General features: G+C 71.3%; 29 protein-coding genes and 1 tRNA gene. 13 read left to right on the top strand and 17 right to left on the bottom strand.

What is annotated here, in order from left to right; all coding sequences use genetic code 11:
* Window positions 1-76 precede the first annotated feature (76 nt).
* The 4 genes from FLW16_RS05080 to FLW16_RS05095 form a co-directional block, all read right to left on the bottom strand.
* The gene (locus tag FLW16_RS05080) at window positions 77-949 is read right to left on the bottom strand and encodes an endo alpha-1,4 polygalactosaminidase (RefSeq protein ID WP_221890898.1); all 873 of its coding nucleotides are present in this window, start codon (window positions 947-949) and stop codon (window positions 77-79) included.
* Between the two features lie 186 nt (window positions 950-1,135).
* Window positions 1,136-2,461: a sugar ABC transporter substrate-binding protein gene (locus tag FLW16_RS05085; protein WP_221890899.1), complete on the bottom strand. Its 1,326-nt coding sequence runs from the start codon at window positions 2,459-2,461 to the stop codon at window positions 1,136-1,138.
* A gap of 2 nt (window positions 2,462-2,463) precedes the next feature.
* Window positions 2,464-3,387, bottom strand: a complete 924-nt coding sequence (locus FLW16_RS05090; protein WP_142558057.1) for a carbohydrate ABC transporter permease — start codon at window positions 3,385-3,387, stop codon at window positions 2,464-2,466.
* Entirely contained in the window at window positions 3,384-4,307 is a 924-nt protein-coding gene (locus FLW16_RS05095; protein ID WP_142558059.1) for a carbohydrate ABC transporter permease, read from the bottom strand. The genes FLW16_RS05090 and FLW16_RS05095 overlap by 4 nt, the downstream gene beginning before the upstream one ends.
* A 194-nt stretch (window positions 4,308-4,501) precedes the next feature.
* Between FLW16_RS05095 and FLW16_RS05100 the strand changes: the two genes are divergently transcribed.
* The gene (locus tag FLW16_RS05100) at window positions 4,502-5,428 is read left to right on the top strand and encodes a carbohydrate kinase family protein (protein WP_142558061.1); all 927 of its coding nucleotides are present in this window, start codon (window positions 4,502-4,504) and stop codon (window positions 5,426-5,428) included.
* On the top strand, window positions 5,425-6,729 hold the full coding sequence (locus tag FLW16_RS05105; RefSeq protein WP_142558063.1) for an alpha-glucosidase/alpha-galactosidase: 1,305 nt from the start codon (window positions 5,425-5,427) through the stop codon (window positions 6,727-6,729). Before FLW16_RS05100 ends, FLW16_RS05105 begins: the two co-directional genes overlap by 4 nt.
* Before the next feature lie 17 nt (window positions 6,730-6,746).
* Here the strand turns inward: FLW16_RS05105 and FLW16_RS05110 are convergent, their stop codons facing one another.
* Complete coding sequence (locus FLW16_RS05110; protein ID WP_139577120.1) at window positions 6,747-7,538, bottom strand: DeoR/GlpR family DNA-binding transcription regulator; 792 nt, start codon at window positions 7,536-7,538, stop codon at window positions 6,747-6,749.
* Complete coding sequence (locus FLW16_RS05115) at window positions 7,535-8,932, bottom strand: alpha-glucosidase/alpha-galactosidase (protein ID WP_142558065.1); 1,398 nt, start codon at window positions 8,930-8,932, stop codon at window positions 7,535-7,537. The genes FLW16_RS05110 and FLW16_RS05115 overlap by 4 nt, the downstream gene beginning before the upstream one ends.
* 226 nt (window positions 8,933-9,158) lie before the next feature.
* Between FLW16_RS05115 and FLW16_RS05120 the strand changes: the two genes are divergently transcribed.
* From FLW16_RS05120 to FLW16_RS05130, 3 genes are read left to right on the top strand one after another with little or no spacing between them, the layout of a single operon-like run.
* Window positions 9,159-10,052: an SIS domain-containing protein gene (locus tag FLW16_RS05120; RefSeq protein WP_142558067.1), complete on the top strand. Its 894-nt coding sequence runs from the start codon at window positions 9,159-9,161 to the stop codon at window positions 10,050-10,052.
* Window positions 10,049-10,987: a 1-phosphofructokinase family hexose kinase gene (locus FLW16_RS05125; protein ID WP_260614906.1), complete on the top strand. Its 939-nt coding sequence runs from the start codon at window positions 10,049-10,051 to the stop codon at window positions 10,985-10,987. Before FLW16_RS05120 ends, FLW16_RS05125 begins: the two co-directional genes overlap by 4 nt.
* A gap of 20 nt (window positions 10,988-11,007) precedes the next feature.
* Window positions 11,008-11,832 carry a class II fructose-bisphosphate aldolase gene (locus FLW16_RS05130; protein ID WP_142558069.1) on the top strand — a complete coding sequence of 275 codons (825 nt, stop codon included), beginning with the start codon at window positions 11,008-11,010 and terminating at the stop codon, window positions 11,830-11,832.
* 40 nt (window positions 11,833-11,872) lie between these two features.
* Here the strand turns inward: FLW16_RS05130 and FLW16_RS05135 are convergent, their stop codons facing one another.
* From FLW16_RS05135 to FLW16_RS05150, 4 genes are all read right to left on the bottom strand, one after another.
* The gene (locus FLW16_RS05135) at window positions 11,873-12,658 is read right to left on the bottom strand and encodes a DeoR/GlpR family DNA-binding transcription regulator (protein ID WP_139577124.1); all 786 of its coding nucleotides are present in this window, start codon (window positions 12,656-12,658) and stop codon (window positions 11,873-11,875) included.
* Window positions 12,659-12,744: 86 nt separating this feature from the next.
* Window positions 12,745-14,091, bottom strand: a complete 1,347-nt coding sequence (locus tag FLW16_RS05140) for a DUF2786 domain-containing protein (protein WP_142558071.1) — start codon at window positions 14,089-14,091, stop codon at window positions 12,745-12,747.
* A gap of 124 nt (window positions 14,092-14,215) precedes the next feature.
* Window positions 14,216-14,527, bottom strand: a complete 312-nt coding sequence (locus FLW16_RS05145) for an ASCH domain-containing protein (RefSeq protein WP_142558073.1) — start codon at window positions 14,525-14,527, stop codon at window positions 14,216-14,218.
* Window positions 14,499-14,882, bottom strand: coding sequence for a 2'-5' RNA ligase family protein (locus tag FLW16_RS05150; protein WP_221890901.1), 384 nt, complete (start codon window positions 14,880-14,882; stop codon window positions 14,499-14,501). The genes FLW16_RS05145 and FLW16_RS05150 overlap by 29 nt, the downstream gene beginning before the upstream one ends.
* A 175-nt stretch (window positions 14,883-15,057) precedes the next feature.
* On the opposite strand from FLW16_RS05150, the gene FLW16_RS05155 reads away from it, so the two are divergent.
* Together FLW16_RS05155 and FLW16_RS05160 are read left to right on the top strand one after the other, a co-directional pair.
* Window positions 15,058-15,261 carry a hypothetical protein gene (locus tag FLW16_RS05155; RefSeq protein ID WP_142558077.1) on the top strand — a complete coding sequence of 68 codons (204 nt, stop codon included), beginning with the start codon at window positions 15,058-15,060 and terminating at the stop codon, window positions 15,259-15,261.
* Window positions 15,262-15,394: 133 nt separating this feature from the next.
* On the top strand, window positions 15,395-16,546 hold the full coding sequence (locus FLW16_RS05160) for an HNH endonuclease (protein ID WP_221890902.1): 1,152 nt from the start codon (window positions 15,395-15,397) through the stop codon (window positions 16,544-16,546).
* A gap of 45 nt (window positions 16,547-16,591) precedes the next feature.
* Here the strand turns inward: FLW16_RS05160 and FLW16_RS05165 are convergent.
* Window positions 16,592-16,665, bottom strand: a tRNA-Lys gene (locus tag FLW16_RS05165).
* Between the two features lie 160 nt (window positions 16,666-16,825).
* Here FLW16_RS05165 and FLW16_RS05170 point away from each other — a divergent pair.
* The gene (locus FLW16_RS05170) at window positions 16,826-17,188 is read left to right on the top strand and encodes a PRC-barrel domain containing protein (protein ID WP_142558079.1); all 363 of its coding nucleotides are present in this window, start codon (window positions 16,826-16,828) and stop codon (window positions 17,186-17,188) included.
* A gap of 117 nt (window positions 17,189-17,305) precedes the next feature.
* Here the strand turns inward: FLW16_RS05170 and FLW16_RS05175 are convergent, their stop codons facing one another.
* Entirely contained in the window at window positions 17,306-17,902 is a 597-nt protein-coding gene (locus tag FLW16_RS05175) for a nucleotidyltransferase family protein (RefSeq protein WP_142558081.1), read from the bottom strand.
* 55 nt (window positions 17,903-17,957) lie between these two features.
* Between FLW16_RS05175 and FLW16_RS05180 the strand changes: the two genes are divergently transcribed.
* Window positions 17,958-18,461 (top strand): DUF1360 domain-containing protein, encoded by a 504-nt coding sequence (locus tag FLW16_RS05180; RefSeq protein WP_142558083.1) that lies wholly within the window; start codon window positions 17,958-17,960, stop codon window positions 18,459-18,461.
* Entirely contained in the window at window positions 18,458-18,949 is a 492-nt protein-coding gene (locus tag FLW16_RS05185) for a DUF6328 family protein (RefSeq protein ID WP_142558085.1), read from the top strand. The genes FLW16_RS05180 and FLW16_RS05185 overlap by 4 nt, the downstream gene beginning before the upstream one ends.
* Before the next feature lie 77 nt (window positions 18,950-19,026).
* Here the strand turns inward: FLW16_RS05185 and FLW16_RS05190 are convergent, their stop codons facing one another.
* On the bottom strand, window positions 19,027-19,989 hold the full coding sequence (locus tag FLW16_RS05190) for a TIGR03557 family F420-dependent LLM class oxidoreductase (protein WP_142558087.1): 963 nt from the start codon (window positions 19,987-19,989) through the stop codon (window positions 19,027-19,029).
* Window positions 19,990-20,109: 120 nt separating this feature from the next.
* Between FLW16_RS05190 and FLW16_RS43425 the strand changes: the two genes are divergently transcribed.
* On the top strand, window positions 20,110-20,259 hold the full coding sequence (locus FLW16_RS43425) for a GPGG-motif small membrane protein (protein ID WP_167530303.1): 150 nt from the start codon (window positions 20,110-20,112) through the stop codon (window positions 20,257-20,259).
* A 104-nt stretch (window positions 20,260-20,363) separates the two neighbouring features.
* On the opposite strand, the gene FLW16_RS05195 is transcribed toward FLW16_RS43425, so the two are convergent.
* Window positions 20,364-21,092, bottom strand: a complete 729-nt coding sequence (locus FLW16_RS05195; RefSeq protein ID WP_221890903.1) for a metallophosphoesterase — start codon at window positions 21,090-21,092, stop codon at window positions 20,364-20,366.
* Window positions 21,089-21,334 carry a BON domain-containing protein gene (locus tag FLW16_RS05200; RefSeq protein ID WP_142558089.1) on the bottom strand — a complete coding sequence of 82 codons (246 nt, stop codon included), beginning with the start codon at window positions 21,332-21,334 and terminating at the stop codon, window positions 21,089-21,091. Before FLW16_RS05200 ends, FLW16_RS05195 begins: the two co-directional genes overlap by 4 nt.
* Window positions 21,335-21,911: 577 nt before the next feature.
* On the opposite strand from FLW16_RS05200, the gene FLW16_RS05205 reads away from it, so the two are divergent.
* The gene (locus FLW16_RS05205) at window positions 21,912-23,120 is read left to right on the top strand and encodes a glycosyltransferase (protein WP_142558091.1); all 1,209 of its coding nucleotides are present in this window, start codon (window positions 21,912-21,914) and stop codon (window positions 23,118-23,120) included.
* A 25-nt stretch (window positions 23,121-23,145) separates the two neighbouring features.
* The gene (locus FLW16_RS05210) at window positions 23,146-24,069 is read left to right on the top strand and encodes a glycosyltransferase family 9 protein (protein ID WP_142558093.1); all 924 of its coding nucleotides are present in this window, start codon (window positions 23,146-23,148) and stop codon (window positions 24,067-24,069) included.
* On the opposite strand, the gene FLW16_RS05215 is transcribed toward FLW16_RS05210, so the two are convergent.
* Both FLW16_RS05215 and FLW16_RS05220 read right to left on the bottom strand, forming a co-directional pair.
* A complete protein-coding gene (locus FLW16_RS05215) occupies window positions 24,029-25,081 on the bottom strand; it encodes a DNA topoisomerase IB (protein ID WP_142558095.1) in 1,053 nt (350 codons plus the stop codon). The two genes, FLW16_RS05210 and FLW16_RS05215, sit on opposite strands and share 41 nt — an antisense overlap.
* A complete protein-coding gene (locus FLW16_RS05220) occupies window positions 25,078-26,127 on the bottom strand; it encodes a glycosyltransferase family 9 protein (protein ID WP_142558096.1) in 1,050 nt (349 codons plus the stop codon). Before FLW16_RS05220 ends, FLW16_RS05215 begins: the two co-directional genes overlap by 4 nt.
* Window positions 26,128-26,215 lie beyond the last annotated feature (88 nt).

Raw genomic sequence — 26,215 nt, forward strand, 5'->3', positions numbered from 1 at the left:
CGCGACGCGTGACGCACGCGGCGACGCCGAGCCCCTCGCGCGGGGCCCGGCGTGCTCACCGTGGCTCAGCGGGTGATCAGCGGCAGGCGACGCGGTAGGCGTCGAGTTCGAGGCGCTTCTTCAGGGAGTTGAAGTTCTGCGCGTTGGCCTTGGTGCAGAACTTCGAGGTGGCGAGGTTGTACTCCACGTTGAAGACGGCCTTGCCCGCCTTCACGAACTGGTCGAGGCCGTAGTCGCCGTTCTGTGCGGTGGTGCACTCGCTGAACTCCCAGCACTGCTCGTTCAGCGCCCAGTCGAAGTACGGCAGGAGCTGGGGGATCTGCTCGTTGTCGTTCTTCAGGCCCCCCGACAGCCCGCGGGCGTGGGCCTCGTTCGCCAGCCAGGCGTTGTAGCGGAGCTGGTCGTCCGCCGTGAGCGGGAACCCGGTCTTGTTGGTGTAGCCGTCGACGTTGTCGAACTCCACGGCGTCGAAGCCTTTGGACCTGCACATGTCGAGCCGCGCCCGCATGATCTGGCCGAGCGTGCCGCCGTACTGCCGGATGTCGAGCCAGCGTTCGCCCGCCCAGCCGTCGAGGGCCTTGCCGAGGACGGACGCGGGGAAGGAGCCGGCGTCGGGCCGCCAGTCCTCGTAGGACCCGGCGCTGATGTAGCAGACGACCTTGCGGCCGCTCTTGGTGGCGTGCAGCCGCTGTACGGTCGCCGCCGTGGCGTTGAAGCCGTCGACGTCGTACATCGCGACGTCCAGGAACGGCTCCGCGGGCACCGAGCTGAGCTGCCACTGCCAGCTCGTGTTCAGGGCGGGATGCCAGCAGCCGGCGCACGAGACGGGAGCGGGCAGGGCCACGGCCGCGTTCGCGGCGGCAGGGGCGCCGAAAAGCGCGCCGAGAAGCACGCCGAGCAGCATCGTGCAGGCGGCGAGCATCGCCGCCGGGTATCGGAGAATGCGCATGTTCTTCCTCGCAGTGAGATCGGCGGGGCGCATGCGTGCTGTTCCGCACTCTCCACACCGCCTCGCCCCCGGGGGATGCGACGGTGTGGAGTGGCGTGCCCCAGGGAGGTCGGCAGGGCGCACGCCAGCACGGGAAGGGGAACCTCCTCTCTCTGCCCGGATGCTCCGGGTGCTCCGAAGGCGCGATCAGCCGCCCGAGAACAGGGCGTTGACCTTCTGGTTGGCCGCGGTCAGCGCGGTGCGCGCGTCCTTCTGGCCGAGCCAGACCTCCTCCATGGCCGTGGAGACGATCTGGTTGATCTCGTCGCCGTGGTCGCTCACCGGCAGCAGGAACGTGCCGCCGGGCGCCTTGGCCTCGTCGACGAACAGCTGCACGTCGCGGCCCGCCGCCTTGTGGGCCTTGAGCGCGCGTTCCACCGAGGAGGTGATGGCCGGGAAGACCACCGCGTTGTCGGCGACGATGTCCTGGCAGGCCGTGGAGCCGAGGAACTTCACCCACTTCCAGGCGGCGTCCTTGTGCTCGGTGCCGGCGTAGATGACGTCGGCGAGGCCGTTGAAGGCGGACTTGCGGCCCTGCGGCCCGGTCGGCAGCGGCGCGAAGGCGAACCTCTGCGACTTCGAGTCGAGGTAGGTGCTGATCATCCAGGAGCCGGTGATGCCGAGCGCGCCCTTGCCCGCGTTCAGCATCGTGTCCGGGCCCAGCGAGCTCGTCTTGTCGTACGGCGTGGCGTACCCCTTGTCGGCCAAGCGCTTGAACCAGTCGGCCGTCTCGGCGAGCTTGGGGTTGTCGTAGTAGTAGTGGGTGCCGAACGGGTTCTTGTCGATGAACGTGAAGCCGTTGGAGACCGCGAGGTCGCCCCAGCCGTTCTGGCCCTGCGAGCCGTCGTTCAGCTCAGGCACGATTCCGTGCACGGCGACCTTGGTCTTGTCGAAGCCGGGCTCGTCGCCGCGCTTGCCGGTGGCGTCCACGGTCAGGTGGGCGATGGCCTTCTCGAAGGTGCCGCCGTCGGTGGGATTCCACGTCAGGCCGGACATGTCGACGCCCGCCTTCTTCGCCATGTCCACGTTGTAGACGATCGCGATCGTGTCCCAGTCCTTGGGCAGGCCGTACCGCTTGCCGTCCTTCACCCAGAGGTCGGCGAGGCCGGGCCAGTACTGGCCGAGATCGACCTTGTCCGCCGCCACCATCGGCTGGATGTCCAGGAGCTGGCCGTTCGCGACGAACTGGGGATAGTACGACGCCTGCATCGTGATCACGTCGGGGGCGCCGCCGGAGACCATCTGGGTGGTGAGGTTCTGCCAGTACTGGTCCCACGCGCTCTGCGAGATCTTGATGGTGATGCCGGGGTTGGCCTTGTGGAACGCGTCGGCGCACTGCTGGTAGGCGCCCTGCTGGACGTCGTCCCACAGCGCGTATGTGAGCGTGACGCCGCCGGCGTCCGCGGAGCCGCCGCTCCCGCCGCAGGCCGCCGTCAGGAGCAGGGCGGTCACCGCCATGAATGCCTTCTTCACCGTCAACCCTTCATGCCGGAGAACTGGATGGAGTCCACGAGGCGGCGGCCGAAGAAGACCACCAGCAGCAGGACGGGGACGACCGACAGGGCGGAGCCCGCCATCAGGCCGGTCCAGTCGGGCGAGGTGTTGGGCGACTGCTTGAGGAAGATGCCGAGCGCGGCGGTGAGCACGCGCGTGTCCTCGCCCGGCGCCACGAGCAGCGGCCACAGGTAGTCGTTCCAGGTCCACACCGCGGTCGTCAGCGCCAGGGTGAACAGCGGCCCCTTGGTCATGGGCAGCACCACCCGCCAGAAGATCGTCCACGGCCCGGCTCCGTCGATGAACGCCGCCTGCTCGACGTCCCGGGGGATGCCGAGGAAGAACTGGCGCAGGAAGAACACCGCGAACGGCGTCATGAGCAGGCTGGGGGCGACCAGGCCCTGGTAGGTGTTGAGCCACCCGAGTTGCTTCACCAGGGCGAAGTTGGGCAGCAGCGTGAAGATCGGGGGCACCATCAGCGCGGCGACGAACACGTTGAACAGGGCGTCCCTGCCGCGGAAGCGCAGCCGCGCGAACGCGTACCCGGCCATGGCGCAGAAGATCGTCTGCGCGCAGGTGATCAGGCCGGTGTAGACGACGGAGTTGCGCAGGTAGAGGAAGAAGCTGAGGTTCGCCCCCGACCCGCCGGCCGCGCGGGTCTCGTCGCGGCTCACCAGGCCGAGCACGCGCGCGAAGTTGATCAGCGTGGGGTGCCGGGGCAGCAGCCCGGCGTTGTCCGACGGCAGTTCCGGGCCCGGGGTGATCGCGGTCCGCAGCATCCACCACAGCGGGAAGAGCGAGATCCCGAGGGCGAGGATCAGGCAGATCCAGGCCGGCAGGCGGCGCAGCCGCCGGCGGCCCACACGCGCGCTGTGTTCACCGATTCGCTCGCTTCGCTCGCTCATGCGAGGTCCGACCGGGAGGCGCGCAGGAGGCGCATCTGGACGAAGGTCAGCAGGCCGAGGATGAGCACCAGGCTCAGCGCCAGCGCCGAGGCGTATCCCATCTTGAAGTGGGTGAACGCCTCCTCGTAAATGTAGAAGTAGACGACGCGGGTGGCGTCCACCGGTCCTCCCTTCGTGGTCACCGCGACGGTGTCGAACAGCTGGAACGAGTCGATCAGCGAGACCACCAGGACGAACGCCAGGATGGGGCGGAGCAGCGGCAGGGTGATGCGGAAGAACTGGCGCACCTCGCCGGTGCCGTCGAGCGCCGCCGCCTCGTAGATCTGCCGCGGCACCAGCAGCATCCCGGCGTACAGCAGCAGCGTGGTGTATCCCGTGGCGCCCCAGGCGTTGATCGCGGCCACGCTCGGCATCGCCAGCTCGGGCGAGGTCAGGAAGCCCTGGTTGTCCAGGCCGAGGCTGACCAGCAGGTGGTTGAAGAAGCCGAGGTTGGCGTCGAGCAGCCACATCCACAGCAGTGCCGAGGTCACGTTGGGCACCAGCCAGGGCACGACCAGCAGCGAGCGGAGCACGAGCGACCGGGTGAGGCGGTGCATCAGGGCGGCCAGGCCGAGGCCCACGACGATCTGCATCCCGACGGTGAGCACCACGTAGTAGGCGGTGACCTTCAGCGAGTTCCAGAACAGCGGGTCCCTGACGAGCTCGGCGTAGTTGTCCAGGCCGACGAACCCGGGCTCGGACAGCAGGTTCCAGTCCGTCAGGGAGTACCAGGCTCCGCGTACGGCCGGATAGACGTAGAAGGCGGCGAACCCGATGAGCACGGGTGCCAGGAAGGCCAGCGCCACCCTGCCGTCCCCGCGTCTGCGGCGGGGCAGGGCGGCGCCGGCGGTCTCCGTTTTCGTGAGGGTCGCGGTCGTCATCGTCGCGGCATCTCCAGACCTCCTGAGACCACCGGGACGAGCCGGTGCGGGCGGGATGTTGGAGACCATAATGGTCACTTTCGAAACCTTGTCAATACCTTCGAAGACGCCGCATTCACCCCTTTCGGTGACCGTTTCCAGCCCGTATCGCAAGACTTGACAAGTTATCGAAGGTGCTGGAACCGTTCCGGTCCATGGGGAGACCAGATTTCGACCTGCTCGTCGTCGGTGACGCGAACCCCGACGTGGTCGTCACGGGAGCGCCGCGCGTTCCGGAGTTCGGCCAGCGCGAGCGACTCGTCGAGGCCGGCGCGCTGGTGCTCGGCGGATCGGGGGCGATCACGGCCTGCGGCGCGGCCCGGCTGGGCCTGCGCACCGCCTTCGCCGGCCGCGTGGGCGACGACGCCGCGGGCGCGTTCGTGCTCGACGTGCTCACCCGCAGCGGGGTGGACGTCTCCGCCTGCGTGGTGGACCCCGGCGCGCCGACGGCCCTCACCGTGGTGCTGGCCGACGGCGGCGACCGGGCCATCCTGACCGCGCCCGGCTGCCTGGACCGGCTCGAACCTGGCGACGTGCCGGCGGCGCTGCTGGAACGCGCCGCCCACGTCCACGTCTCGTCCTATTTCCTGCAGCCCCGGCTGGCCGCCGGTCTGCCCGCCCTGTTCCGTACGGCGCGGGCCGCGGGGGCCACCACGTCCCTGGACACCAACGACGACCCGTCGGGCCGCTGGCAGGGGCTCGACGAGGTCCTGCCGCTGACCGGCGTCCTGCTGCCGAACGAGCGCGAGGCCCTCGCCATCGCCGGGCGCGCCGACGGCGACCTCGAAGGCGCCGTACGCGACCTCGCCGCCCGGGGCACCACGCCCGTGGTCAAATGCGGCGGCGACGGCGCGCTGACGATCCACGAGGGCGCGCCGGTCCGCGTGCCGGCCGCCCCGGCCACGGTGGTCGACACGGTCGGGGCCGGCGACAGCTTCAACGCCGGCCTCCTCGCGGCCCGCCTGCGCGGGCTCCCGCTCCGCCGCGCCCTGGAGGTCGCGGTGGCCTGCGGCACCCTCTCCACCCGAGCCGCGGGGGGCACAGCGGCGCAGCCGACCTGGGAGGAAGTAGTCACCCCATGAGAAACCCGAAGATCGTCTTGATCGGCGCGGGGAGCGTCGTCTTCACCCAGGGCCTGCTCGCGGACCTGCTGGCCTACCCCGAACTGCGGGAGGCCAGGATCGCGCTGCACGACATCGACGCCGAGCGGCTGCGGGTCGCCGAGACCGTCGCGCACCGGATCGCGGCGGCTCGCGGCGCCCGGCCGGCGGTCACCGCCGATCTCGACCGCCGGGCCGCGCTCGACGGCGCCGACTTCGTGATCAACATCATCCAGGTGGGCGGGCACGACGCGACCGTCACCGACTTCGAGATCCCCGCCCGGTATGGCCTGCGGCAGACGATCGCCGACACGATCGGCGTCGGCGGGATCTTCCGGGCGCTGCGCACCTTCCCGGTCCTGGACGCCCTCGCGGCCGACATGGCCGCCGTCTGCCCCGACGCACTGCTGCTCAACTACACCAACCCGATGGCCATGAACGTCTGGTACCTCAGCGGCAAGGTGCGCAACGTCGTCGGCCTGTGCCACTCGGTGTACTGGACCATGCGGGGGCTGGCGGATCTCGTGGCCGTGCCGTACGAGGAGGTGGCCTACCTGGCGGCCGGGGTGAACCACCAGGCGTGGGTGCTGCGGTTCGAGCGGGACGGCGAGAACCTCTACGACCGGCTGGACGACGCCATAGCGCGCGACCCTGAGCTGCGCCGCCGGGTGCGGGTGGAGATGTACCGGCGCCTGGGCCACTACCCGACCGAGACCAGCGAGCATTCGGCCGAGTATCTGCCCTGGCTGCTGCGCCACGACGACGAGATCGACCGGCTGCGCATCCCGGTGGGCGAGTACGTGCGGATCAGCGAGGAGAACGTACGCGAGTACAAGCGCACCCGCGACGCCGTACGGCACGGCGGGGACCTGCCCGTGGAGGGCACCGGCGAGTACGCCCCGCAGATCGTCCACAGCGTCGTGACCGGCACCCCGCGCGTGGTCTACGGCAACGTCGTCAACGACGGGCTGATCGCCAACCTGCCGCCCGGGTGCGTGGTCGAGGTGCCGTGCGCGGTGGACGCGACGGGGGTGCTGCCCACCCGGGTCGGCGCCCTCCCGCCGCAGTGCGCCGCGCTCAACCGGGCGTACGTCAACGTCAACGAGCTGACCGTGCGGGCCGCCCGGGAGGGGCGGCCGGAGCACGTGCGGCACGCCATGATGGTGGACCCGAACACGTCGGCGACGCTGTCGCTGGAGGAGATCTGGCGACTGTGCGACGACCTGACCCGGGCGCACGGCGACCTGCTCCCGGAGGCGCTGCGCGCGCCCCTCGCGACCTGACGCGCCGGGAGGTGACGTCAGGCAGCGATCTCCACCTTGAGGCCGCGGTCGCGGAGCACGGCCACCGTCGCCGGATCGGCCGACTCCCCCGTGATGAGCAGGTCGATCTCCGACAGCGGGCAGATCGGCGCCATCCCGATCGCCCCGAGCTTGGAGGAGTCGGCGACCACGATGCGGCGGCCGGCCGCCCGCAGCATGCGCTGCTTCATCTCCGCGTCGGGCAGGTTCACGTTGGTGATCCCGACGTCGGGGTGGACGCCGCCGCAGCCGATGAAGACCGTGTCCACCCGGATGCCCTCGATGGCCTTGCCGCCGAGCGGATCCACCAGGGAGTGCTGCTGGCGGCGCAGGCTCCCCCCGGTCACGACGACGGCGAAGCGGGGCAGCGCGGGCTCCAGTTCCAGCGCCGTGCGCAGGCCGTTGGTGAAGACGGTGACCTCGGTGAGGTCGGCCCGGGCGACGAGCTCCCTGGCCACGTAGGCGGTGGTGGTCCCCGCGCCCATCATCACGCTCTCGCCCGAGCCGACCAGCCGGGCCGCCGCCTTGGCGATCAGCGCCTTCTCCACGGCCGCCGTGCCGAGCGACAGCTCGAACGACGGCTCGGTGCGCCGCGGCGGGCCGGCCGCGACGGCACCGCCGCGCACCCGGCGAATGCGGCCCTGCTCCTCCAGCGCGTCCAGGTCGGCGCGTACGGTGACGCTGGAGACGCCGAACGCCTCGGCGAGCTCGGCGACCCGGGCGAACTCCTGCTCCATGAGCATGCCGAGCATGCGCTCCCGCCGCACCTCCGTGGGCATGGAGTCGGTCATGGCCTGCTCCCGGCCCTGCTCTCGGTCCTGCTCTCGGTCCTGCTCCCGACTGTGCTCCCGACTGTGCTCCCGGTCCTGCTCCCGGCTGTGCTCCCGGCGGGGCGGACGCCCTCCGGCAGCAGGTCGCCGTGCGCCTCGATCAGCTCGTCGCAGAGCGCCTCGATCGCGGGCAGGGGCAGGGTCGCGGCGGTGTTGGGGTCGAGCATCGCGGCGTGGTGGACGTGCCTGCGGTCGCCGTCGAGCACCGCGCGCACGGTCAGCTCGACGACGTTGAGGAACGTGCGGTTGAGCGCCACGAGCTGGATGGGCAGCTCTCCCACCGGCCGGGGGTGGACGCCGTCGGCGTCGACCAGGGCGGGCACCTCCACGCAGCAGCCCTCGGGCAGGTTGCCGATCAGCCCGTGGTTGGGGACGTTGACGTAGACCTCCTTCTCCTGGCCGGTCAGCATGGCCAGGAGTGCGGCGGCCGCGGGCTCCTGGTGCTGCCAGCGCACCAGCAGCGACCGGCCGGCCGACAGCGCCCGCCGCGTCTCCTCGTACAGGTGCAGGCTGTGGCCCACCCGGCGCAGGTACTCCTCGGGACGCACCCCGAGGCGCGCGGTCTCCTCGCTGTGCCGCATGAACCACGGGACGTACTCGGCGGCGTGCTCGCTCGACTGGGTCGGGAAGTGGCCGAACCGGCGGTAGAGCTCTACCCGCACGTGCCGCCGCAGCTCGGGATCGGCTTCGAGCACCTCGTCGAGGTCGGGATACAGGGAGCGGCCCTCGGCCTCGAACCGCAGCACGAACGACTGGTGGTTGAGGCCGGCGCTGAGGAACGTGACCTCGTCGAGCCCCCGGCCGACCAGATCGGCCAGATAAGCGTGCGTGTCGCAGACGGCGTGGCATACCCCGGCGAACCGCGTGAAACCGGTCGCCTCCTGCACCGCCCAGCCCGTCATCGCCATCGGGTCGCTGCAGCTCAGCAGCCAGGCGTCCGGGCACAGCTCGGCCATCTCGCGGCCCAGCTCGACGAAGACCGGGATCGTCCGCAGCCCGCGGAAGATGCCGCCGATGCCGATGGTGTCGCCGATCGTCTGGCGCAGGCCGTACCTGTGCGGGATCTCGAAGTCGCGCAGGGTCGCCTCGAACCCGCCCACGTCGATGTGGCCGACGACGAAGTCGGCGCCGTCCAGCGCCCTGCGCCTGCTCGGGCAGGTGACGATCGCCGCCACCGACCCGGCTTCGGCGTCGAGCGCGCGGACCAGCGCCTCGGCCGTCGCGAGCTGCCCGGGATTCTCGTCGTGCAGCACGATCTCCAGCTCGCCCCGCAGCGAGGGGGCGAGGAGAAGATCGGAGACCACCCTGCGCGTCAGCTCCACGTCCCCGACGCCGACGAAGACGATGCGCGCCATCCCACCTCCCGCCCCGGTACGTGCGCGAAGACTACTTCACCCAATGCTCCCACGCATCCCATGAGAGGGCGATGCGCGATCTCGCGTGCAACCCGCCGATTTCACGCACATCACGTCGTCACCTGTCCCGGTCCGTTGGCGTTCGCGACGACCGTACGGCGATCTCCATTGCTCGAAACTGCTCGCTAGTGCTACAAATCTTGCATCAATGAGCACTGGAGGGCCCGTGAGTCACACCGAGACCGAGATCACGTCCCAGCCCGCCTGCTGGAGCCGAGCCGCCGGCCTGGCCTCCTCCGGCGCCCTGCCGGCGAAGGGCGAGCGGGTGGCGGTGGTCGGCTGCGGCACCTCGTGGTTCATCGCCCAGGCCTACGCCGCGCTCCGCGAGGGTGCGGGGCACGGCGAGACCGACGCCTTCCCCGCCTCCGAGGCCCCGATCGGCCGCCGTTACGACCGGGTGCTGGCGCTCACCAGATCGGGCACCACGACCGAGGTGCTCGACCTGCTCCGCCGCATCCGCGAGCAGGGCGGGGAGCGGGCGCGGACCTCCGCGGTCACCGCCGATCCGCACACGCCGGTCATGTCCCTCGCCGACGAGGTCGTCGTCCTCGACTTCGCCGACGAGCGGTCGGTCGTGCAGACGCGGTTCGCCACCGCGCAGCTCGCCATGCTGCGGGCGCACCTCGGCGAGGACCTCACCGGGGCGATCGCCGACGCGGAGCGCGCGCTCGCCGAACCGCTGTCCCCCGGCCTCGTGGGCGCCGAGCAGTTCTCCTTCCTCGGCACCGGATGGACGTACGGCCTGGCGCGGGAGGCGGCGCTGAAGATGCGGGAGGCCTCGCAGTCGTGGACGGAGGCCTACCTCGCCATGGAGTATCGCCACGGCCCGATCAGCATCGCCGCGCCCGGCCGCGTCACGTGGGCGTTCGGCCCGGTGCCGCGCGGGCTGCGGGGCGAGGTGGAGGCCACCGGCGCCACGTTCGTCGAAGGCGGCCTCGACCCCATGGCCGAGCTCATCCTGGTGCAACGGCTCGCGGTCGCCAGGGCGCACGCCCGCGGTCTCGACCCCGACACGCCGGCGCACCTCACCCGATCGGTCATCCTCCCCGCATCGCCGTGACCGGCGTGATCCTCACCGTCACGCTGAACGCGGCGCTCGACGTCACCTACGGCGTCGACGACGTCGACTGGGACGGCGTCAACCGCGTGCGCGGCGTGCACCGCAGGGCGGGCGGCAAGGGCGTCAACGTGGCCCGTGTCCTCACCGCCCTCGGCCACGAGGTCCTCGCCGCCGGCCTGGCCGGCGGCCCGACCGGCGACGCCGTGCTCGCCGACCTGGCCGCGGCAGGCGTCCCCACCGCGTTCACTCCCATCGCGGGAGAAACCCGCACCACCCTCGCCGTCCGCGCGGCCCGGCGGACCACGCTGTTCAACGAGCCGGGGCCGGTGGTCACCCCGGAGGAGCTGTCCCGGTTCCTCGACGCGTACGAGCGGGCCCTCGGCGGGGCGGCCGCCGTGGTGATCTCCGGCAGTCTCCCGCGCGGGTTGCCCGCCGACCTCTACGCCACGCTGGCCGCCGTCGCCGCCCGGCACGACGTCCCGGCCGTCGTGGACGCCGACGGCGCTCCCCTGCGCCACGCCCCCGCCGGCCGGCCCGCCGTGCTCAAGCCCAACGCCGAGGAGCTCGCCCGCGCGGTGCGTCCGGACGCCGGGGAGGCGCCGGACATCGCCACCGGAGCCCGCCTCCTGAGGGACGAGGGCGCCGGATCGGTCGTGGTCTCGCTGGGGGCGGACGGCGTGCTCGCCGCGACCCCCGAGGGGACCTGGCGGGCCCGCATGCCCTACCGCGTGGAGGGCAATCCGACCGGCGCCGGAGACGCGCTGGTGGCGGGACTCGCGCTCGGCCTGGTGGAGGGCACGCCGTGGCCGGAACGGCTCCGCCGGGCGGCCGCCCTCGGCGCCGCCGCCGTCGCCGCCCCCGTCGCGGGCGACTTCGATCCCGGCGTCTACCGGCGCGTCCACCCCGCCATCACCGTCGAACCCCACCACCCCTGAAGGACCTTCGGAGGCCCACCATGCCCCTCGCCGGCATCGGCGACATCATCCGCGACGCGCCCCTCGGCGTGGGCGCGTTCAACATGATCCAGCTCGAACACGCGGAGGCCATCGTCGCGGGCGCCGAGGCCGCCGGCGTCCCGGTGGTGCTGCAGATCAGCGAGAACTGCGTGCGCTACCACGGCGCGCTGGCCCCGGTCGCGCTGGCGTCGCTCGCCCTGGCCCGGACCGCCGCCGTTCCGGTGGCCGTGCACCTCGACCACGCCACCGACAGGTCCCTCGTCGAGGAGGCCGTCGGCCTGGGCCTCGGCTCGGTGATGTACGACGCGTCCGCCCTGGACCACGAGGCCAACGCGACGGCCACGGCCGGGGTGGCGCGCTGGTGCCACGAACGCGGGGTCTGGGTGGAGGCCGAGCTCGGCGAGATCGGCGGCAAGGACGGCGTGCACGCCCCGGGCGCCAGGACCAGACCTGACGAGGCCGCCGGCTACGTCGAGAGGACCGGGGTGGACGCCCTGGCCGTCGCGGTGGGCAGCTCCCACGCCATGACCACGAAGGACGCGGTCCTCGATCTCGGCCTCATCGCCGAGCTCCACGCCGCCGTCCCGGTCCCGCTGGTGCTGCACGGCTCCTCCGGCGTGGCGGACGAGACCATCCGGGCGGCCGTACGGCACGGCATGAAGAAGATCAATATCGCGACCCATCTCAACAAGGCGTTCACGGCGGCGGTCCGCGACCGCCTGACCGCCGACACGTCCGTGGTCGACTCGCGCAAATACCTCAAGGCGGGCCGCGACGCGGTCACCCGGGAGGTCGCCCACCTCCTCGGCGTACTGACCTCGTGACATCCCCCGGGTGCGCGGGACCCGCGCGCCCGGGGATCTGTCAGGCGCGCACGACCTTGACACCCGCGTCGGCGAAGGGCGCCGTCTGCTCCTCGGTCGCCGCGCTGTCGGTGACGAGGATGTCGATCTGGTTCACCGGGCAGATCCGCGCGAACGCCCGCCTGCCGAGCTTCGAGCTGTCCGCCACGATGACGACCTGCTGCGCGCGGGAGGCCATGATCTGGTTGACCGCCGCCTCCCCCTCGTTGTGGGCGCTCGCGCCGTGTTCCAGGTGCAGGGCGTCGACCCCCAGGATCGCCAGGTCCAGGGCGACGCGCTCCAGCATGCCGGCGGCGATCGGCCCGATCAGCTCGTACGACTGGGGCCGGGCGGATCCGCCCGTGGTGACGACGTGGATCTGCGGGCGGAGCACCAGCTCGTTGGCGATGTTCAGGGCGTTGGTCACCACGGTCACCACCGGGCCCCGCTGGTCGGTGTTCAGGTCGGGGCGCGTGGCCAGCGCCCGGCCGACCTCCGTCAGCGTCGTGCCGCCGTTCAGGCCCACGGTGGCGCCGGCGGGAACCATGGCGGCCGCCGCCGCGCCGATGCGCTGCTTCTCCGGGGCATGCCTGGCGACCTTGTATCGCAGGGGCAGGTCATAGGTGACGCTGTGCGCCGACGCCCCGCCGCGCGTGCGGGTGAGGAGCTGCTGGGAGGCCAGCTCGTCGAAGTCCCGCCGCACCGTGGCGGGCGACACGCCGAGGTGCTCGGCGGTCTCCTCCACGTCGAGGTGTCCACGCTCGGCGAGCAGCTCCAACAAGGTGTTCCACCGCTCGTATCTGCTCACGGCCACTCCTTGCTCACACCGCTGCCTGCGCGACCCATCATGCCCGGTCCGGGAGGTTCCGGGGTTCCAGGTGCGCCTTCGGCCGGCTACGCCTTCCCCGTCCGTCTCCCCGGTCCCCCCGGTCTCGCGATCTTTCCGCGTACGTCGAGGACGGCCCGGTCGGCGGCTGCCCGGCCGGAGATCCAGCCCTCCCGGTTGCTGACCGCGCCCGCGCCGACCCTGGTCAGCGTCGGGAAGATCTCCTCGACCTTCGCCTCGACGGCCTGTTCCCTGGCCGCCAGCACCGGCAGCAGGTCGCGCCCGGCATCGGCGGCCGCCTCCCGCACCGCCTCCCCCGTCGCTTCCCGCAGCCGCTCGCCGATCCGCTGGGCGTACGCCGCGAGGAACGACTGCCGGAACGACCGCGTGCGGGAACGGCCGGAGCCGTCCCTGCGGGATCCGGCCAGCCGCAACGCGGTCGTGGCCTGCACCAGCAGGGAGGTGAACAGCACCTCCACCGCGGCCAGGTCCGCGGGGAACCCGAGCACGGTGGCGAACCCGAAATGACGGCTCCAGACCGAGCGGCAGTGGTTCGCCGAGGCGATGACGTCCAGCAGCATCGCCTTCGGACCCTCGTAGGGCGCGTCGACCCCCAGCCGGCGTCCCCCCGGGCGGTCGGCTCCTCCCGGGCCGGCCGCCTTGGAGGCGAGCAGCGCGGCGTCGATGCTGTGCCGGGCCATCAGCGCCTGGGCCGCGGCGGTGAACGTCTCGGCCTCCGCCTCGAACTCGGTCGACTCGGCCTTGGCCAGCAGGGCCCGCACCCGGGCGAGCATCCGCTCGTCGACGGCGCCGCCCCGGGCGCCGGGCGTACGGCGGGCCGTTCCCGGCGCGGGGCACAGCCGCTCCAGCGACGGCAGCGTGGCCAGCAGATGGATCACCCGGAGCGCGCAGGCGACCATCGCGGTCCGGTCGCCGTCCTCACGGAGGTACTCCTCGTCGCGGCCCCACCACACCGTCGCGCCGATGGCGTCGAGCTGGTCGAGCCAGCGGTCGTCCACGGTCGCCGCGGCGTAGGCGCGCATCTCGGCCGCGACGGCGTCGGTCACGAGGCGGACGTGCCGGGCCTCCAGCCGCCGGCCCACCAGCCGGACGACGTCGGCGGGCTGCCAGCCGCCGTGCCAGGCGAGCGTCACGTGCCGGTTCAGGGCGTCGAGCAGGGCCCGGTCCACGATCTGGCGCAGCCCCTGGCCCTGCGCGAGGACCTTCACGCACCGCCGGAACTCGGTCTCGTCGCGGCGGCGCCGCGCCTCCAGCGCCGCGGGCAGCAGCTCGGCCACCAGGTCCTCGGCCGTCCGCCCCGGCTCGCCGGACGACCAGGGGAAGCTCCATGCGGCTCCGCCCGGCGGCCCGAGACTCCACCTCCGCCGCGCGCCCTCACGCTCTCCGCCGCTCATCCGCTCGCCCTCCCCCGATCGGCACCTCCCGGGATCTCTCGACGGCCGCCCGGTCGGTCGTGCGATTCTGTCAGCCCGGGCCACCGGTGCCGTGACGTTATCCACAGGCCGGCGGGGGCGGCTGTCAGACGGGACCCAGCAGGCGGAAGCGTTCGGCCACGATCAGCGTGTCGTCGACGACGATCGGGGTTCCGCCCAGGAAGGCGGACATCTCGGGGCCGGTCCAGAAACGCTCGTGCGCGGCCCGCCACTGGGCGACGGTGTCGTACCCCTCGCCCTCGTCGCGGGCGAACGCCTCGTCGATCTCCCGGATCGGCGCCACCCGCACCTGCGTCGTCTGCAACAGCGCCACGCGCCGCCCGGCCGAGTCGATCAGAGCCGTCCACCGGCCGCCGACCGGGAGGGGATCACCGCAGTGCTCGTAGTCGGCCGGCAGGCCCGCCGAACCGGCCTCCGTACGGCGGCGCCTCCGGCCAACGGCCCATCACCGCCTCGGTGAGCTCCCGCAGCGGGCCCTCCGGGTCGGGTGCGAGGTAGAGCACGCCCGGGAAGCGGCCGACGCCCCCGAACGCGACCTCGAACGGCCGTCGCTCCGCGAACAGGTCCCGCAGCGAGGCGAGCACTCCGTCGTCGAGGCGTTCTCGCGGGAGGAACGGATACAGGACGGTGACGTGCGCGGGCATGCCGTACGCCGCTGAGGAGTCGTAGCGTTCCCGAAGGCCCCGGACCAGGGGCTCGGCCGAGGGGACCTCCACCACCAGGGCGGTCTCACCGATCTCGAAGGGTGCCATGACCCGCATCCTCCCGCCGGATGGTCACGCGTACGACCGGACGCCACTGCGGTGAGTAACGTGCCGCTCTGGGCATTTACATGGAGGATTCGACCAGATTAAATCTTTATTTCCAGATACGAAGTGATCTGGGCCACATTGGTGCCGTGCCTGATCGTGCGAGGAGTGGTGCCCGATGGTGTTCTCGTTGGCGAAGCGGATGATCTTCGCTCTTGGACGGGGATTCGTACGGCTTGGACGGTACTGGGCCGCCCAGTTCGGCGTCGCCTACGCCCTGACCTGGGGTCCCGACGCGCCCAACCTGGCGCGCGAGCAGGAGGAGGAGATCGAGCACTGGGACTGGTCGATCCCCTACCACTGGTACGAGACCTCCCGCTGACGTCGACGGCGCGGCAACGGGCTCTCCGTCCGGCGGAGACGGAGGAGGACACTCCGTCCTTCTTGCGGTCCTCCCGCCGGGTGTCGCCAACTCCCGGCGATCAGGCGTCGATCTCGGTACGTACCATGACCAGATGGGCTTATCTGATCTTCGCCGGGACATGGTGCTGGCCGCCATCGAGGAGTTCGACAGGCTCGGCCGGGAGGAATTCCTCGAGAAGTACGGCTATCGCGAAGCACAGGGCTACTTCCTCATGCACCAGGGCCGGCGATACGACTCCAAAGCCATCGCCGGAGTCGCGCACCGCGGTGTGGCAGGCCGCCCGCTGCGCGCCTCGGAGTTCTCGGGAGGAGCGGTCACGGTCGCCCGGGCCCTGGCCGACCTGGGTTTCACGGTGACCACTCCGGAGGACCGTGCCGCCGAGAGTCCGATCGAGGCCCTACTCGGCAAGGTCATGAACCTCGAAACGGCCAAGTCGCCGCAGACGAAACGCCCCAAGCGGCACCAGCCACTCACACTGCTCTGGGCACTCGGCAGGGCCGCACGGGCCGAACCCAGGCTTGTCTCCTGGGAGACGACCCGCGCCGAGATCGGCTCGCTCATTTCCACCTTCGGCCTCGTCGACGACGCGCCGAACCCGGAGTACCCCGTCCTCAAACTCACCCACTTCGGCCTGTGGGAGATTCCGGGACACCCGGCTCCGCCTGCCGCCAGCGGTGGCGAGCCGCTCCGCTGGATGCGTCGTCATCAGCCGCTCTCCGGCCCACGCGACTGGGCCTATGACCTGGTCACGAAGGACGATGCCGTCCGCTCCCGCGTCGCGGCCTTCCTGCTGTCCGAATACCTTCATGACGTCGACCAGAACGCCCTCCTCGCCTGTGTGGGCCTGCAGGCGGCGCCGGTCGGGCGCCGCTCGACCACGGTCGAGCGGATCGTGCGGGACACCGCACTGGCACGGCTCGTGAAGACGCTGCACGATCACATGTGCCAGCTCTGCGGTATTCGGCTGATGCTCCCCACCGGCCCCTACGCCGAGGGCTGCCACATCCGACCGCTCGGGGAACCGCACAACGGCCCCGATGAGCTCGCCAACATGCTCTGTCTCTGCCCCAACCATCACACGCTCTTCGACGCGGGAGCCCTCGCCGTCCAGGACGATCTCGTCGTGGTGGACCAGTCGACAGGCGAGCCGGTCGGAGTGCTGTCCGTGGTCGCGGAGCACTCCATCGACCCTCGCCATCTGACGTACCACAGGGAGGCGGTCGCGGGAGGAGAAGCCGGCTGAAACGCCGCAGGGCGCTCACCTCACGTGGTGAACGCCCTGCCTGTGTGCGCCGCCAGGGACTCGAACCCCGGACCCGCTGATTAAGAGTCAGCTGCTCTAACCAACTGAGCTAGCGGCGCCCGCACCACAAGAGTAGCGGCATCCGGAGGTGCTCCACGCCACCGGCGCGCTCATCGTGCCGGAAGACGGGCGGCCAGATCATGCCCTGCCCTTACGTGTCCGGGATGTTCCCCTTCTCGCCTTCGGGTACGTGGAGTGACGACGAAGGGAGTGAGCACCATGACACCGGATCTCTGGTCGTATTCCGACACCGTGTCGGGCACGGGACAGCAGATGGACATCGCCGGGTACGACGTGCAGGCCGTGGACGGAAAGATCGGTTCCGTTGACGAGGCCACTTACGAGGCCGGCCAGAGCTACATCGTCGTGGACACGGGCCCGTGGATTTTCGGCAAGAAGGTCATGCTTCCCGCGAGTGTGGTGACGAGGATCGACTTCCAGGACCGCAAGGTCTTCGTCAGCCGCACGAAACAGGAGATCAAGAACGCGCCGGAGTTCCACGAGACGGCGATGGGCGACCCGGGCTATCGGGACCGTGTCGGGGAGTACTACGGGCGTTTCCCCCGCACTTCGTCCATGTGAGTGACATGTGGCAGGGGGCCGCGCCGTCACGGCGCGGCCCCTCTCTACGCCGACGAGCCGGCGAGCCGGACCCCGCCCGGCCCCTCCTCCGCACGGACCGGGACGGCGGGCAGGCGTTCAGGGCCAGGTGCTGTCCGGCCGAGGTGTCGTAGGGGCGATGATGTGCAGTCGCTCCAGGAGCGTGACGAACGTCGAGGCGTACGGCGACGGCGCGGCGACCGAGGCGACCCGGTCCCAGTCCACCTGCTCCCGCATGGCGCGGACCATGGGCAGCAGCGAGCCGTAGTCGCAGGCGTGCTCGGACAGCGGCAGTATCCAGGAGATCACAAGATCGGTGGCTTCGAGGACGGGCAGGCTCAACGCGGCGGTGTTGATCGGCTGCGCCCGGGCGATCATCGCCTCGGTCACGGGCCTGTCGGCCAGCGAGAAGATCAGGTCGACGAGGACGCCTTCCTCGTCGAACGCCTTGACCAGCCAGTCCTCCGGTGGTTTCGCGGTCCGGAAACCCAGGCTCTCCAGGGTTTTCAGCGCGACCGGGACGTCTTCCTCGACAAGGGCGAAGTCGACGTCGTGCAGTGATGGCGCGGCGCCCCTCGCGTAGCCGGCGCAGCCTCCGGCCAGGGCGAACCGCACCCCGGCCTCCTTGAGACCGGCCCCGGCGCGCTTCAGCGTCTCAAGAATCGCGTCGGTGACTTCGTGACTGTGACTACCCACTCACGTCGCTTGCCCAGCCATGTTCGCCGCAAACAATCCCGGGTAGGGCGCGCTCATGACCGAGACCCTCCAGGAGATCAAGCGCGAGTACGAGGGGGAGGACAACCGTCCGCTGGCCTCGTACACACGGGTGCTCGCGGTGTACGGCGGGGCCGTCACGGTGCTGCTCGCCGCGGCGAAACTGACGGGCCGCGAGGCCCCCGAGAAGATCAAGGTGATGGACCTCATGCTCATGGGGCTGTTCACCCACCGGCTCTCGCGGACGCTCGCGAAGGACCCGGTCACCAGCCCCATCCGCGCTCCCTTCACCCGTTACGAGGGCGTCTCGGGGCCGGCGGAGCTCAAGGAGAAGGTCCGCGGTCACGGGCTGCAGCACGCCGTGGGCGAGCTGCTGACCTGCCCGTTCTGCCTGTCCCAGTGGGTCGCGACGGGATACGCGGCGGGCACCGTGTTCTTTCCCAGGCTGACCCGGCTGGCCGGGGCCACCATGGCGGCCGTGGCGATCTCCGACTGGCTCCAGTTCGCCTACGCGCGTCTGATGAAGAAGGCCGAGGAATGAGTGAGGTTCTCGAGCCTCTGGAGAACACCGACGAGAGCCCGAAGGAGCGCGTCGACCGCGAGCTCGGCGAGCTGCTGCAGGGCCTGCGGGTGGCCGCGACGGGCGTGCAGGTGCTGTTCGCGTTCCTGCTGACGCTGCCGTTCTCCTCCGGTTTCGGCAAGATCGACGTGACCGGGAACTGGTTGTTCTACCTGGCCGTCGTCAGCGCGGCGGTCGCGTCGATCTGCACGATCGCCCCGGCGACGCAGCACCGGATCCTGTTCCGGTCGGGACTCAAGGAGCTGCTGCTGCACCGGGCCAACCGGCTGGGCGTGGCCGGCGGGCTGGCCCTGGCCGTGTCCATGGCCTGCTCCACCGCCCTGGTTCTGGACGCGCTGACCAGCCCCGGGCCCGCCGCGCTGGTCGGCGCGGGTGTGGCGCTGCTGTGCGCCTGGCTGTGGTTCGTCCAGCCGCTCCTGTCGCTGCGCCTGGTCAAGGACGAGGACTAAAGGTCCGGAGAGCGCGACCGCGGCACCCGCGGTCGCGCTCTCGTGTGCGTCGCGTCAGCGCCGTTCCCGCAGGCGTGTCAGCGCCGTTCCCGCAGGCGCGGCAGGATCTGCGTCGAGTAGAACTCGAAGAACCCCTCCTGCTCCTTGCCGATCTGGGAGATGTAGACCTCGTCGAAGCCGGCGTCCACGTACGCGCGGATCGCGTCCAGGTGCGCCTCCGGAGAGGGTCCGCAGGGCGTCGACCGGGTGGCGGCCTCCTCCGTGACGAGCTGCGAGAGCTGCTCGAAGTGCCGCGGCAGCGGCAGGAGCTGGGCGGCCTCGCCCGGGATCCCCTGGTTGGGCCAGAGCCTGTGGACGGTCGCGCGCGCCTCGGCCTCGTCGTGCGCCCAGCACACCTTCAGCCCGGCCGCGCACGGCTTGCCCTCGCCGCCCGCCTTGTGGAACGCCTCGACCATGTCGGCGGCGGGCGCGGTGTGGATGTAGCCGTCGCCGAGCCGTCCCGCGAGCTCGACGGACTTGGGCCCCAAGCCCGAGATGTAGATCGGCGGGGGCCGGTCGGGCAGCGAGTACAGCCGGGCCGTGTCCACCTCGTAGAACTCGCCCCGGTACGTCACCAGTTCGCCCGCCCACAGCTCCCTGATGACGTCGAGGGCCTCCTCCAGCATGCGCTGGCGCTCCTCGGCCGGGGGCCACTGGTCGCCCAGGATGTGCTCGTTCAGCGCCTCGCCGGTGCCGACCCCCAGGCGGAACCTGCCCTCCAGCAGGATCTGGGCGGTCGCGGCGGCCTGGGCGATGATCGCCGGGTGGATGCGGATGATGGGACAGGTGACCGCGGTGGTCACCGGCAGCGACGTGGCCTGCGAAATGGCTCCGATGACGGACCACACGAACGAGCTCTCGCCCTGCTCGTCCAGCCACGGGTGAAAGTGGTCGGAGATCCACAACGCCTCGAAGCCGGCTTCCTCGGCGAGTTTCGCCTGACGTACCAGCTCCTTGGGGTCATGCTCCTCACTGGACAGAAAATATCCGAAAGTGGTCATGTATCACCAGATGCCCGAATATTGTCAAGCTAACGTAACAATGGGTGCTTGAGGGGCAAATTCGATCCGGGCCAGCGCTCGATGATGTTACGAGCCCCTTTGCAGGGGCAGTGGAGGGCCATGGCTACTCTGCTTTGGATCATCGCCGTGGTACTGGTCATCGCCGGGATCTACGTCATCCTGGCCCGTCGGGACATCCTCTGGGGGATCGTCCTCATCGTCCTCGGATTCCTCGTCGGCCCCGGGGGCGTCAGCATCTTCAATCCCTAGCCGCAACCTCACCCACAAACCGCAACCTCATCCACGCTATTCGCGGACATCGAGACGGCGACCGGCCGAAGGGCCGGTCGCCGTCTCGCGATCGGAACAGCGAATCAGCAATGGTCGCCGTTCAGGCAGTAAACGGTGTAGGCGTGCTTGATGACAGGAAGGGCGACATTACGCACCCGGATGCCTCCGGGAGTGACGCCCTTTTCCGTGCCCGCGTGCGCGTGCCCGTGAATGAAAAGATCGGCGCCTTCGGCGTCGGCCGCCTCCGCCAGCATGTAGCTGCCGAGGAACGGATAGATTTCCGGCGGCTCGCCCATCAGCGTGTCCTTCACGGGCGAGTAGTGGCTGAGCACGATCTTGTGGTCGGCGTCCAGCTCCTTGAGCGCCCGCCGCCACCGCTCGGCGATCTCCTTCGTGTGCCGGACGAACGCCTTGGTCTCCGGCTCTCCGAACTCGCTGGCGCACTTCCCGGCGAAACCGCCGCCGAAGCCCTTGCCGCCGGCGACTCCGAGCCGTACGCCGTCGATGGGGACGACCGCGCCCTCGTCGTCGAGGACGGTGATGCCGGCGTCGCGGAGGAGATCGACGATCTCCTCGTTGCGGTCGGAGTGGTAGTCGTGGTTGCCCAGCACGGCGACGACGGGGATGGGCAGGCCGCTCAGCTCCTCGGCGACCACCCGGGCCTCGGGGATCGTGCCGTGCCTGGTCAGATCGCCTCCCACCAGCAGCACGTCCGCACGGCGCTCGATGCCCTCGATCTTCTTGCGATAGTGGCCGCGCAGATCCTCGCCCAGATGGATGTCCGCGACGGCGGCGATCCGCAGCTCCCTCACAGATGCTCCTCCTCTCCCGGCTCCCGCACCTCCACCAAGGTGATCTCGTTGTGCACCCGCAGGCCCGGAGCCGCCTCCCGGGCGACGTTCTCGATCTGGTGCCGCCGCTCGTCACAGGAGACCTGCCCGCGCAGGTAGACCTGTTCTCCTCGCACATCCACCCGAATGCCCAGTTCGGTGGTCCGTTCGTCCTCCGCAAGAGCCCGCTGCACGCGGGCCGCGACATAGTGCGGCGTCTCCATCTCTTCCCCTCGTGTCCCCCTCGGTTCCGTATGCCTAGCGCTGCCCGGCCCTTTCCGGGCGAAACCACTGGTTTGACGGGCGCGAAGGTGGATATGGTTGTTGGTATTCCTGGTGCCTAAGACGCAGGTACCTCCTTGGCGTGAGCATGCCGTGACGGAGGAGCGTCTTGGGAACGCGTGACCGGACTTCATCCCGCCCTGAACCGGCCCTCAGACGAGGCACCGCGGGCACCGGCAGCACCGCTTTCCCTACCTCTTCCACGAGCATTCCCTCCACCGGCCCCCATGCCGCCGCCCGTCCCGTACGGGCCGCCTCCGGCGCCGCCCCCCGGTTACGCGCCATCGTCCTCGCGGGGCGCACGCCCGCCCTCCACCGTCCCGCCGCGGCCCGCCATGCGTGCGCCGCCGTCGTCGCGGGCCATTCCGCCCCCGGGAACCGTCATGGCCGCGTCCGCGCCGGCGGCTCCCGCACGCCGCGACCGGCCGCCGCCCCCGTCCCGGTCGCCGGGCCTGCACACCTGGACTCCCTGACTCCCGAGCCGGGTATTCGCCACTGCCGCTCTTGGAGGAACCCCCAGTGAAGATCGCCATGGTCTCGGAGCACGCCAGCCCGCTCGCCACCCTCGGCGGTGTCGACGCCGGCGGCCAGAACGTGCACGTCGCCGCCCTCGCCCGGGAGCTCGCCCGCGCCGGTCACGAAGTCACCGTCTACACCCGCAAGGACCGCGAGGACCGGCCGGAAACCGTCGCCTTCGGCCCGGGTGTGGACGTCGTCCACGTCCCCGCGGGCCCCGCCTCCGAGATCCCCAAGGACGAGATCCTTCCCTGGATCCCCCAATTCGGGAAGTGGCTGCACGACCGGTGGCTGTTCGACCGTCCGGACATCGTGCACAGCCACTTCTGGATGAGCGGGCTGGCCGCGCTCGCCGCGGCGGAGAAGCTGCGCATCCCGGTCGTCCACACCTACCACGCGCTCGGCAGCGTCAAGCGGCGTCACCAGGGCCCGGCGGACACCAGCCCGCGGGATCGCATCGAGGCCGAGGCCGAGATCGGACGGCGCGCCGACGGCATCATCGCGACCTGCAACGACGAGGTCGACGAGCTGATCCGCATGGGCGTGCGGCGCCACGCGACCCGGGTCGTCCCCTGCGGAGTGGACGTCACCACCTTCCACCCCCACGTCGAGCCGCTTGAGCGGCCGGAGCGCCCCCGCCTGCTGTCGGTCGGCCGGCTCGTGCCGCGCAAGGGCCTGGAGACCACCATCAGGACGCTGCAGTACCTGCGGGACGCCGAGCTGGTCATCGCGGGCGGTCCCCCGGCCGCCGAGCTGCACCACGACCCCGAGGTCACCCGGCTGCGCTGGCTCGCGACCCAGGCGGGCGTCTCCGACCGGGTCCGCTTCCTCGGCCGGGTCGAGCGCGACACCCTGCCCGCGCTGATGCGCTCGGCCGCCGCCGTCGTGTCCGTGCCCTGGTATGAGCCGTTCGGGATGGTGGCGCTCGAGGCGATGGCCTGCGGCGTTCCGGTCGTCGCCTCGGCGGTCGGCGGCCAGAGGGAGACGGTGGTCAACAACGTGACCGGCCTTCTCGTGCCGCCCCGCAAGCCCGCCGTACTGGCCAAGGCGCTGCGCAAGCTGCTCGACGACCCGGTGCGGCGCACGGCGTACGGCATCGCGGGGGCCGACCGGGCCCGCGCGAGGTACGCCTGGAGCCGCATCGCCGCCGAGACCCTGGCCGCCTACGACCGGGCCCTGTCCACCCGGGAGCTGGAAAGGAGCGCCTCTTGATTCCGCCTACCCCCGGGGTGAGCCGGTGACGTCGACGGCCCTCGTGCTGCGTTCTGACGGCATCGGGGGCCTGCTCACCGTGGTGCCCGCGCTGCGCGCCCTGCGCCGCCACGGGCTGCGCGTCGTCCTGGCCTGCCCGCCGGAGCTGAGCGAACTCGCCGCGCTGACCGGCGCGGTCGACCGGATCCTGCCCGCGTACGGGCTCGCGCCGCTGTCGTGGCCCGGGCCCGGCGAGGAGGACGCCGATCACCCGCCGCTCCTGCCGGACCTCGCCGTCAACCTGCACGGCCGCGGGCCGCGCAGCCATCGGCTCCTGCTGAATCTGCGCTACCGGGGCGAGGGGACGAGACGCCTGTGGGCGTACGCCAACCCGGACGTCCCCTGGATCAGGGGGCCGTGGTGGGACCCGGGCGAGCACGAGGTGCTGCGGTGGTGCCGGCTGCTCCGGTGGCACGGCGTGCCGGCCGATCCTGAGGACTCGGCGCTGCCCACTCCCCTCACCGCGAGCCCCGCACCGGGGGCCGTCGTGATCCACCCCGGCGCGGGCGGCACGTCGCTGCGCTGGCCCGCCGATCGGTTCGCCGAGGTGGCCAGGATGCTCACGGACGAGGGCCTGCCCGTGGTGATCACCGGCAGCGCGCGGGAGCGGCCGATGGCCCTGCTCGTGGCGACCCGGGCGGTGCTGCCGCCGCAGATCGTGCTCGCGGGCCGCACCTCGCTCCGGGAGCTGTGCGCGCTGGTCGCCGGGGCCCGGCTGGTCATCAGCGGCGACGTCGCGATGACGCGGCTCGCCGCGTCCTATCGGACGCCCTCGGTGCTCGTGTCCACGGCGGGCGGCCGGCACCCGATCCTGCACGAGGTGGACGGCACCGATCGGCTGGACGCCGCGGTCCCGGCCGCCCAGGTGGTCAACGCCGCCGTGCGGGCGCTCGGCGCAGGAGTTCGATGACGGCCTCCTCGACCGGCCCGTGGGTGGCGAGCCGGCCCTCGCCGGTGTCCTCACCCAGCCGTTCGAGGGGGATCGTCCGTCCCTTCTCGTACAGCGCGACGATGCGCGGGTCCACGTAGGAGGCGCGGCAGACCGACGGCGTGTTGCCCAGGTACTCCGACACCTCATTCATCACCCTGGAGACCGCCCGCCTGCGCCCCGCGCCGCTGCGTACGGGGCGGGAGACGGCGAGCCCGACCGCCGCCAGGACCGTGGCGTGCCAGGTGCGGAAGTCCTTGGCCGAGACGTCGGTGCCGAACGTCTCCTTCAGGTAGGCGTTGATGTCGGCGCTCCGCACGTCCACCCAGCCGTCGTCGGCGCGGTAGCGCAGCAGCTCCCCCCTGCGCCCCTTGGACAGCGCCGTCAGCACCTCGCACACGTCGGCGTCGGTCAGCACCTGCTCCCGCTCCTTGCGGCCCTTGGCCAGGTAGCGGCACACGACCTTGCCGTCGCCGCACTTCACGTGCGACGTCTTCAGCGTGGCCAGGCCGTAGGAGTCGGTGTACTCCTCCCCGCCGACGCGGAAGAAGCCGATGTCGAGCATGCGCGCGGCGGTGGCCAGCACGCGCTCGCGGCTCAGCTCGTCGCCGCGCAGGTCGCGGGTGACCCGCTCGCGGAACTCGGGGAGCCGCTGGGCGATGTCCAGCACGTGGTCGAACTTGGCCTCGTCCTGCTGCCTGCGCCACTCGTCGTGGTAGCGGTACTGCCGCCGGCCCGCCGAGTCGGTGCCCACGGCCTGGAGGTGGCCGTTCGGGTGGGCGCAGATCCAGACGCCGGTCCAGGCCGGCGGGATCGCGAGGGACTTGATCCGGCGCAGGGTGGCGCGGTCCTTCACGGGCCGGCCGGAGGCCCAGGTGTAGCTGAACCCGCGCCCCCGGCGCCTGCGCCGGATGCCCGGCTCGCTCGGGTCGCTCGGCCGCAGTTCGACGGGCGGCGTCTCGAAGACCTTGGCCTTCTCCGCCACGGTGCTCATCGCAGCAGGTCCCACGCCTGTTCGAGCACGTCGTCCACGCTGACGTCGCCCACCCACGAGACATCCCCGTGGCCGCACTCGCGCATGCCCTCGGGCCCTGCGGGGAGCCCGCAGATCGGGCAGCCGGACGTCCAGGAGATCAGCGGCCGCTGGTGTCCCCTGCTCAGCGGACCCCAGTTGATCATGTTGCCGCACCAGTAGATCCCGACCGTGGGCGTGCCGGTCGCCGCCGCCAGGTGGCGCGGCCCGGTGTCGTTGGAGACGAGCAGGTCGCAGGCGGCGTACAGCGCGGTGAGCCCGCCGAGGGACAGCTCCCCGACGACGGCCCTCGCCGGGGTCTGCATCTGCGCGACGACCTTCTCGACGATCTCCCGCTCCTCCTCGACGCCGGTCACCACCACCGGCCGGCCGAGGCGGTCGGCGACCTCGGCGAAGCGTTCCGGCGGCCATCTCCTGCGCCGGTCCTCCGCGCCCGGGTGGATCGCCACCAGCCCGCGAGGCACCTTGCCGAGCGTGCGGTTCAACTCGGCCCAGTCCTCCCTGACGACCGCGATCCTCGGCTCGATCTCGTTGGTGGCCGCGCCGAGCAGCCCTGCCACCTCCAGGTAGCGCAGGGTCTCGTGCTGGTAGTGGACGTACGGCACCCAGCGGTCGAGCGGCGCGGCGTCGGGGGTGCGCAGGCCTGCCGTCACCCGCGCGCCGAGGCGGCGGATGAAGGGATTGGAGTTGCGCCCGCCTCCGTGCATCTGGACGGCCAGGTCGAACCTGCGCCGGCGCAGGTCCTCGTACAGCTCCTCGGGGGCGGCGATCCCGTCGGGCGGGGAGGAGACGCCGGAGATGGGCGGCAACGCCACCACCTCGTCCACCGGGCCCGGGCGATTACGCAGGAACCGCGCGTGCCATTCGCGGCCGAGCAGAGTGATCTTGGCGGCGGGATACGCCCGTCGCAGCGCCCCGATGGCGGGCAGTGCCAGCAGCAGGTCGCCCAGGGCGTTCGCCCTCAGCACGGCGATCCGCTCGACTCCTTCCACGAGCAGCGCACTCATGGGCACATGCCGCCCGGCGGACGGACGGCCACCCGCTTCGTCCTCTCGTCCATCGGACACCCCCCATTCGTCCGGGCCCGCCGGCTGA

Source organism: Microbispora sp. KK1-11 (assembly GCF_006874435.1).
GTDB lineage: Bacteria > Actinomycetota > Actinomycetes > Streptosporangiales > Streptosporangiaceae > Microbispora > Microbispora catharanthi.

What these genes read in the sequence shown, in the direction of transcription:
- FLW16_RS05170 (WP_142558079.1), top strand. Translation starts at nt 16,826, where the DNA reads ATGACACCGGATCTCTGGTCGTATTCCGACACCGTGTCGGGCACGGGA.
- FLW16_RS05155 (WP_142558077.1), top strand. Translation starts at nt 15,058, where the DNA reads ATGGTGTTCTCGTTGGCGAAGCGGATGATCTTCGCTCTTGGACGGGGA.
- FLW16_RS05080 (WP_221890898.1), bottom strand. Translation starts at nt 949, where the DNA reads ATGCGCATTCTCCGATACCCGGCGGCGATGCTCGCCGCCTGCACGATG.
- FLW16_RS05180 (WP_142558083.1), top strand. Translation starts at nt 17,958, where the DNA reads ATGACCGAGACCCTCCAGGAGATCAAGCGCGAGTACGAGGGGGAGGAC.
- FLW16_RS05220 (WP_142558096.1), bottom strand. Translation starts at nt 26,127, where the DNA reads ATGAGTGCGCTGCTCGTGGAAGGAGTCGAGCGGATCGCCGTGCTGAGG.
- FLW16_RS05190 (WP_142558087.1), bottom strand. Translation starts at nt 19,989, where the DNA reads ATGACCACTTTCGGATATTTTCTGTCCAGTGAGGAGCATGACCCCAAG.
- FLW16_RS05140 (WP_142558071.1), bottom strand. Translation starts at nt 14,091, where the DNA reads ATGAGCGGCGGAGAGCGTGAGGGCGCGCGGCGGAGGTGGAGTCTCGGG.
- FLW16_RS43425 (WP_167530303.1), top strand. Translation starts at nt 20,110, where the DNA reads ATGGCTACTCTGCTTTGGATCATCGCCGTGGTACTGGTCATCGCCGGG.
- FLW16_RS05215 (WP_142558095.1), bottom strand. Translation starts at nt 25,081, where the DNA reads ATGAGCACCGTGGCGGAGAAGGCCAAGGTCTTCGAGACGCCGCCCGTC.
- FLW16_RS05160 (WP_221890902.1), top strand. Translation starts at nt 15,395, where the DNA reads ATGGGCTTATCTGATCTTCGCCGGGACATGGTGCTGGCCGCCATCGAG.
- FLW16_RS05110 (WP_139577120.1), bottom strand. Translation starts at nt 7,538, where the DNA reads ATGACCGACTCCATGCCCACGGAGGTGCGGCGGGAGCGCATGCTCGGC.
- FLW16_RS05200 (WP_142558089.1), bottom strand. Translation starts at nt 21,334, where the DNA reads ATGGAGACGCCGCACTATGTCGCGGCCCGCGTGCAGCGGGCTCTTGCG.
- FLW16_RS05115 (WP_142558065.1), bottom strand. Translation starts at nt 8,932, where the DNA reads ATGGCGCGCATCGTCTTCGTCGGCGTCGGGGACGTGGAGCTGACGCGC.
- FLW16_RS05185 (WP_142558085.1), top strand. Translation starts at nt 18,458, where the DNA reads ATGAGTGAGGTTCTCGAGCCTCTGGAGAACACCGACGAGAGCCCGAAG.
- FLW16_RS05090 (WP_142558057.1), bottom strand. Translation starts at nt 3,387, where the DNA reads ATGAGCGAGCGAAGCGAGCGAATCGGTGAACACAGCGCGCGTGTGGGC.
- FLW16_RS05100 (WP_142558061.1), top strand. Translation starts at nt 4,502, where the DNA reads ATGGGGAGACCAGATTTCGACCTGCTCGTCGTCGGTGACGCGAACCCC.
- FLW16_RS05095 (WP_142558059.1), bottom strand. Translation starts at nt 4,307, where the DNA reads ATGACGACCGCGACCCTCACGAAAACGGAGACCGCCGGCGCCGCCCTG.
- FLW16_RS05150 (WP_221890901.1), bottom strand. Translation starts at nt 14,882, where the DNA reads ATGGCACCCTTCGAGATCGGTGAGACCGCCCTGGTGGTGGAGGTCCCC.
- FLW16_RS05105 (WP_142558063.1), top strand. Translation starts at nt 5,425, where the DNA reads ATGAGAAACCCGAAGATCGTCTTGATCGGCGCGGGGAGCGTCGTCTTC.
- FLW16_RS05130 (WP_142558069.1), top strand. Translation starts at nt 11,008, where the DNA reads ATGCCCCTCGCCGGCATCGGCGACATCATCCGCGACGCGCCCCTCGGC.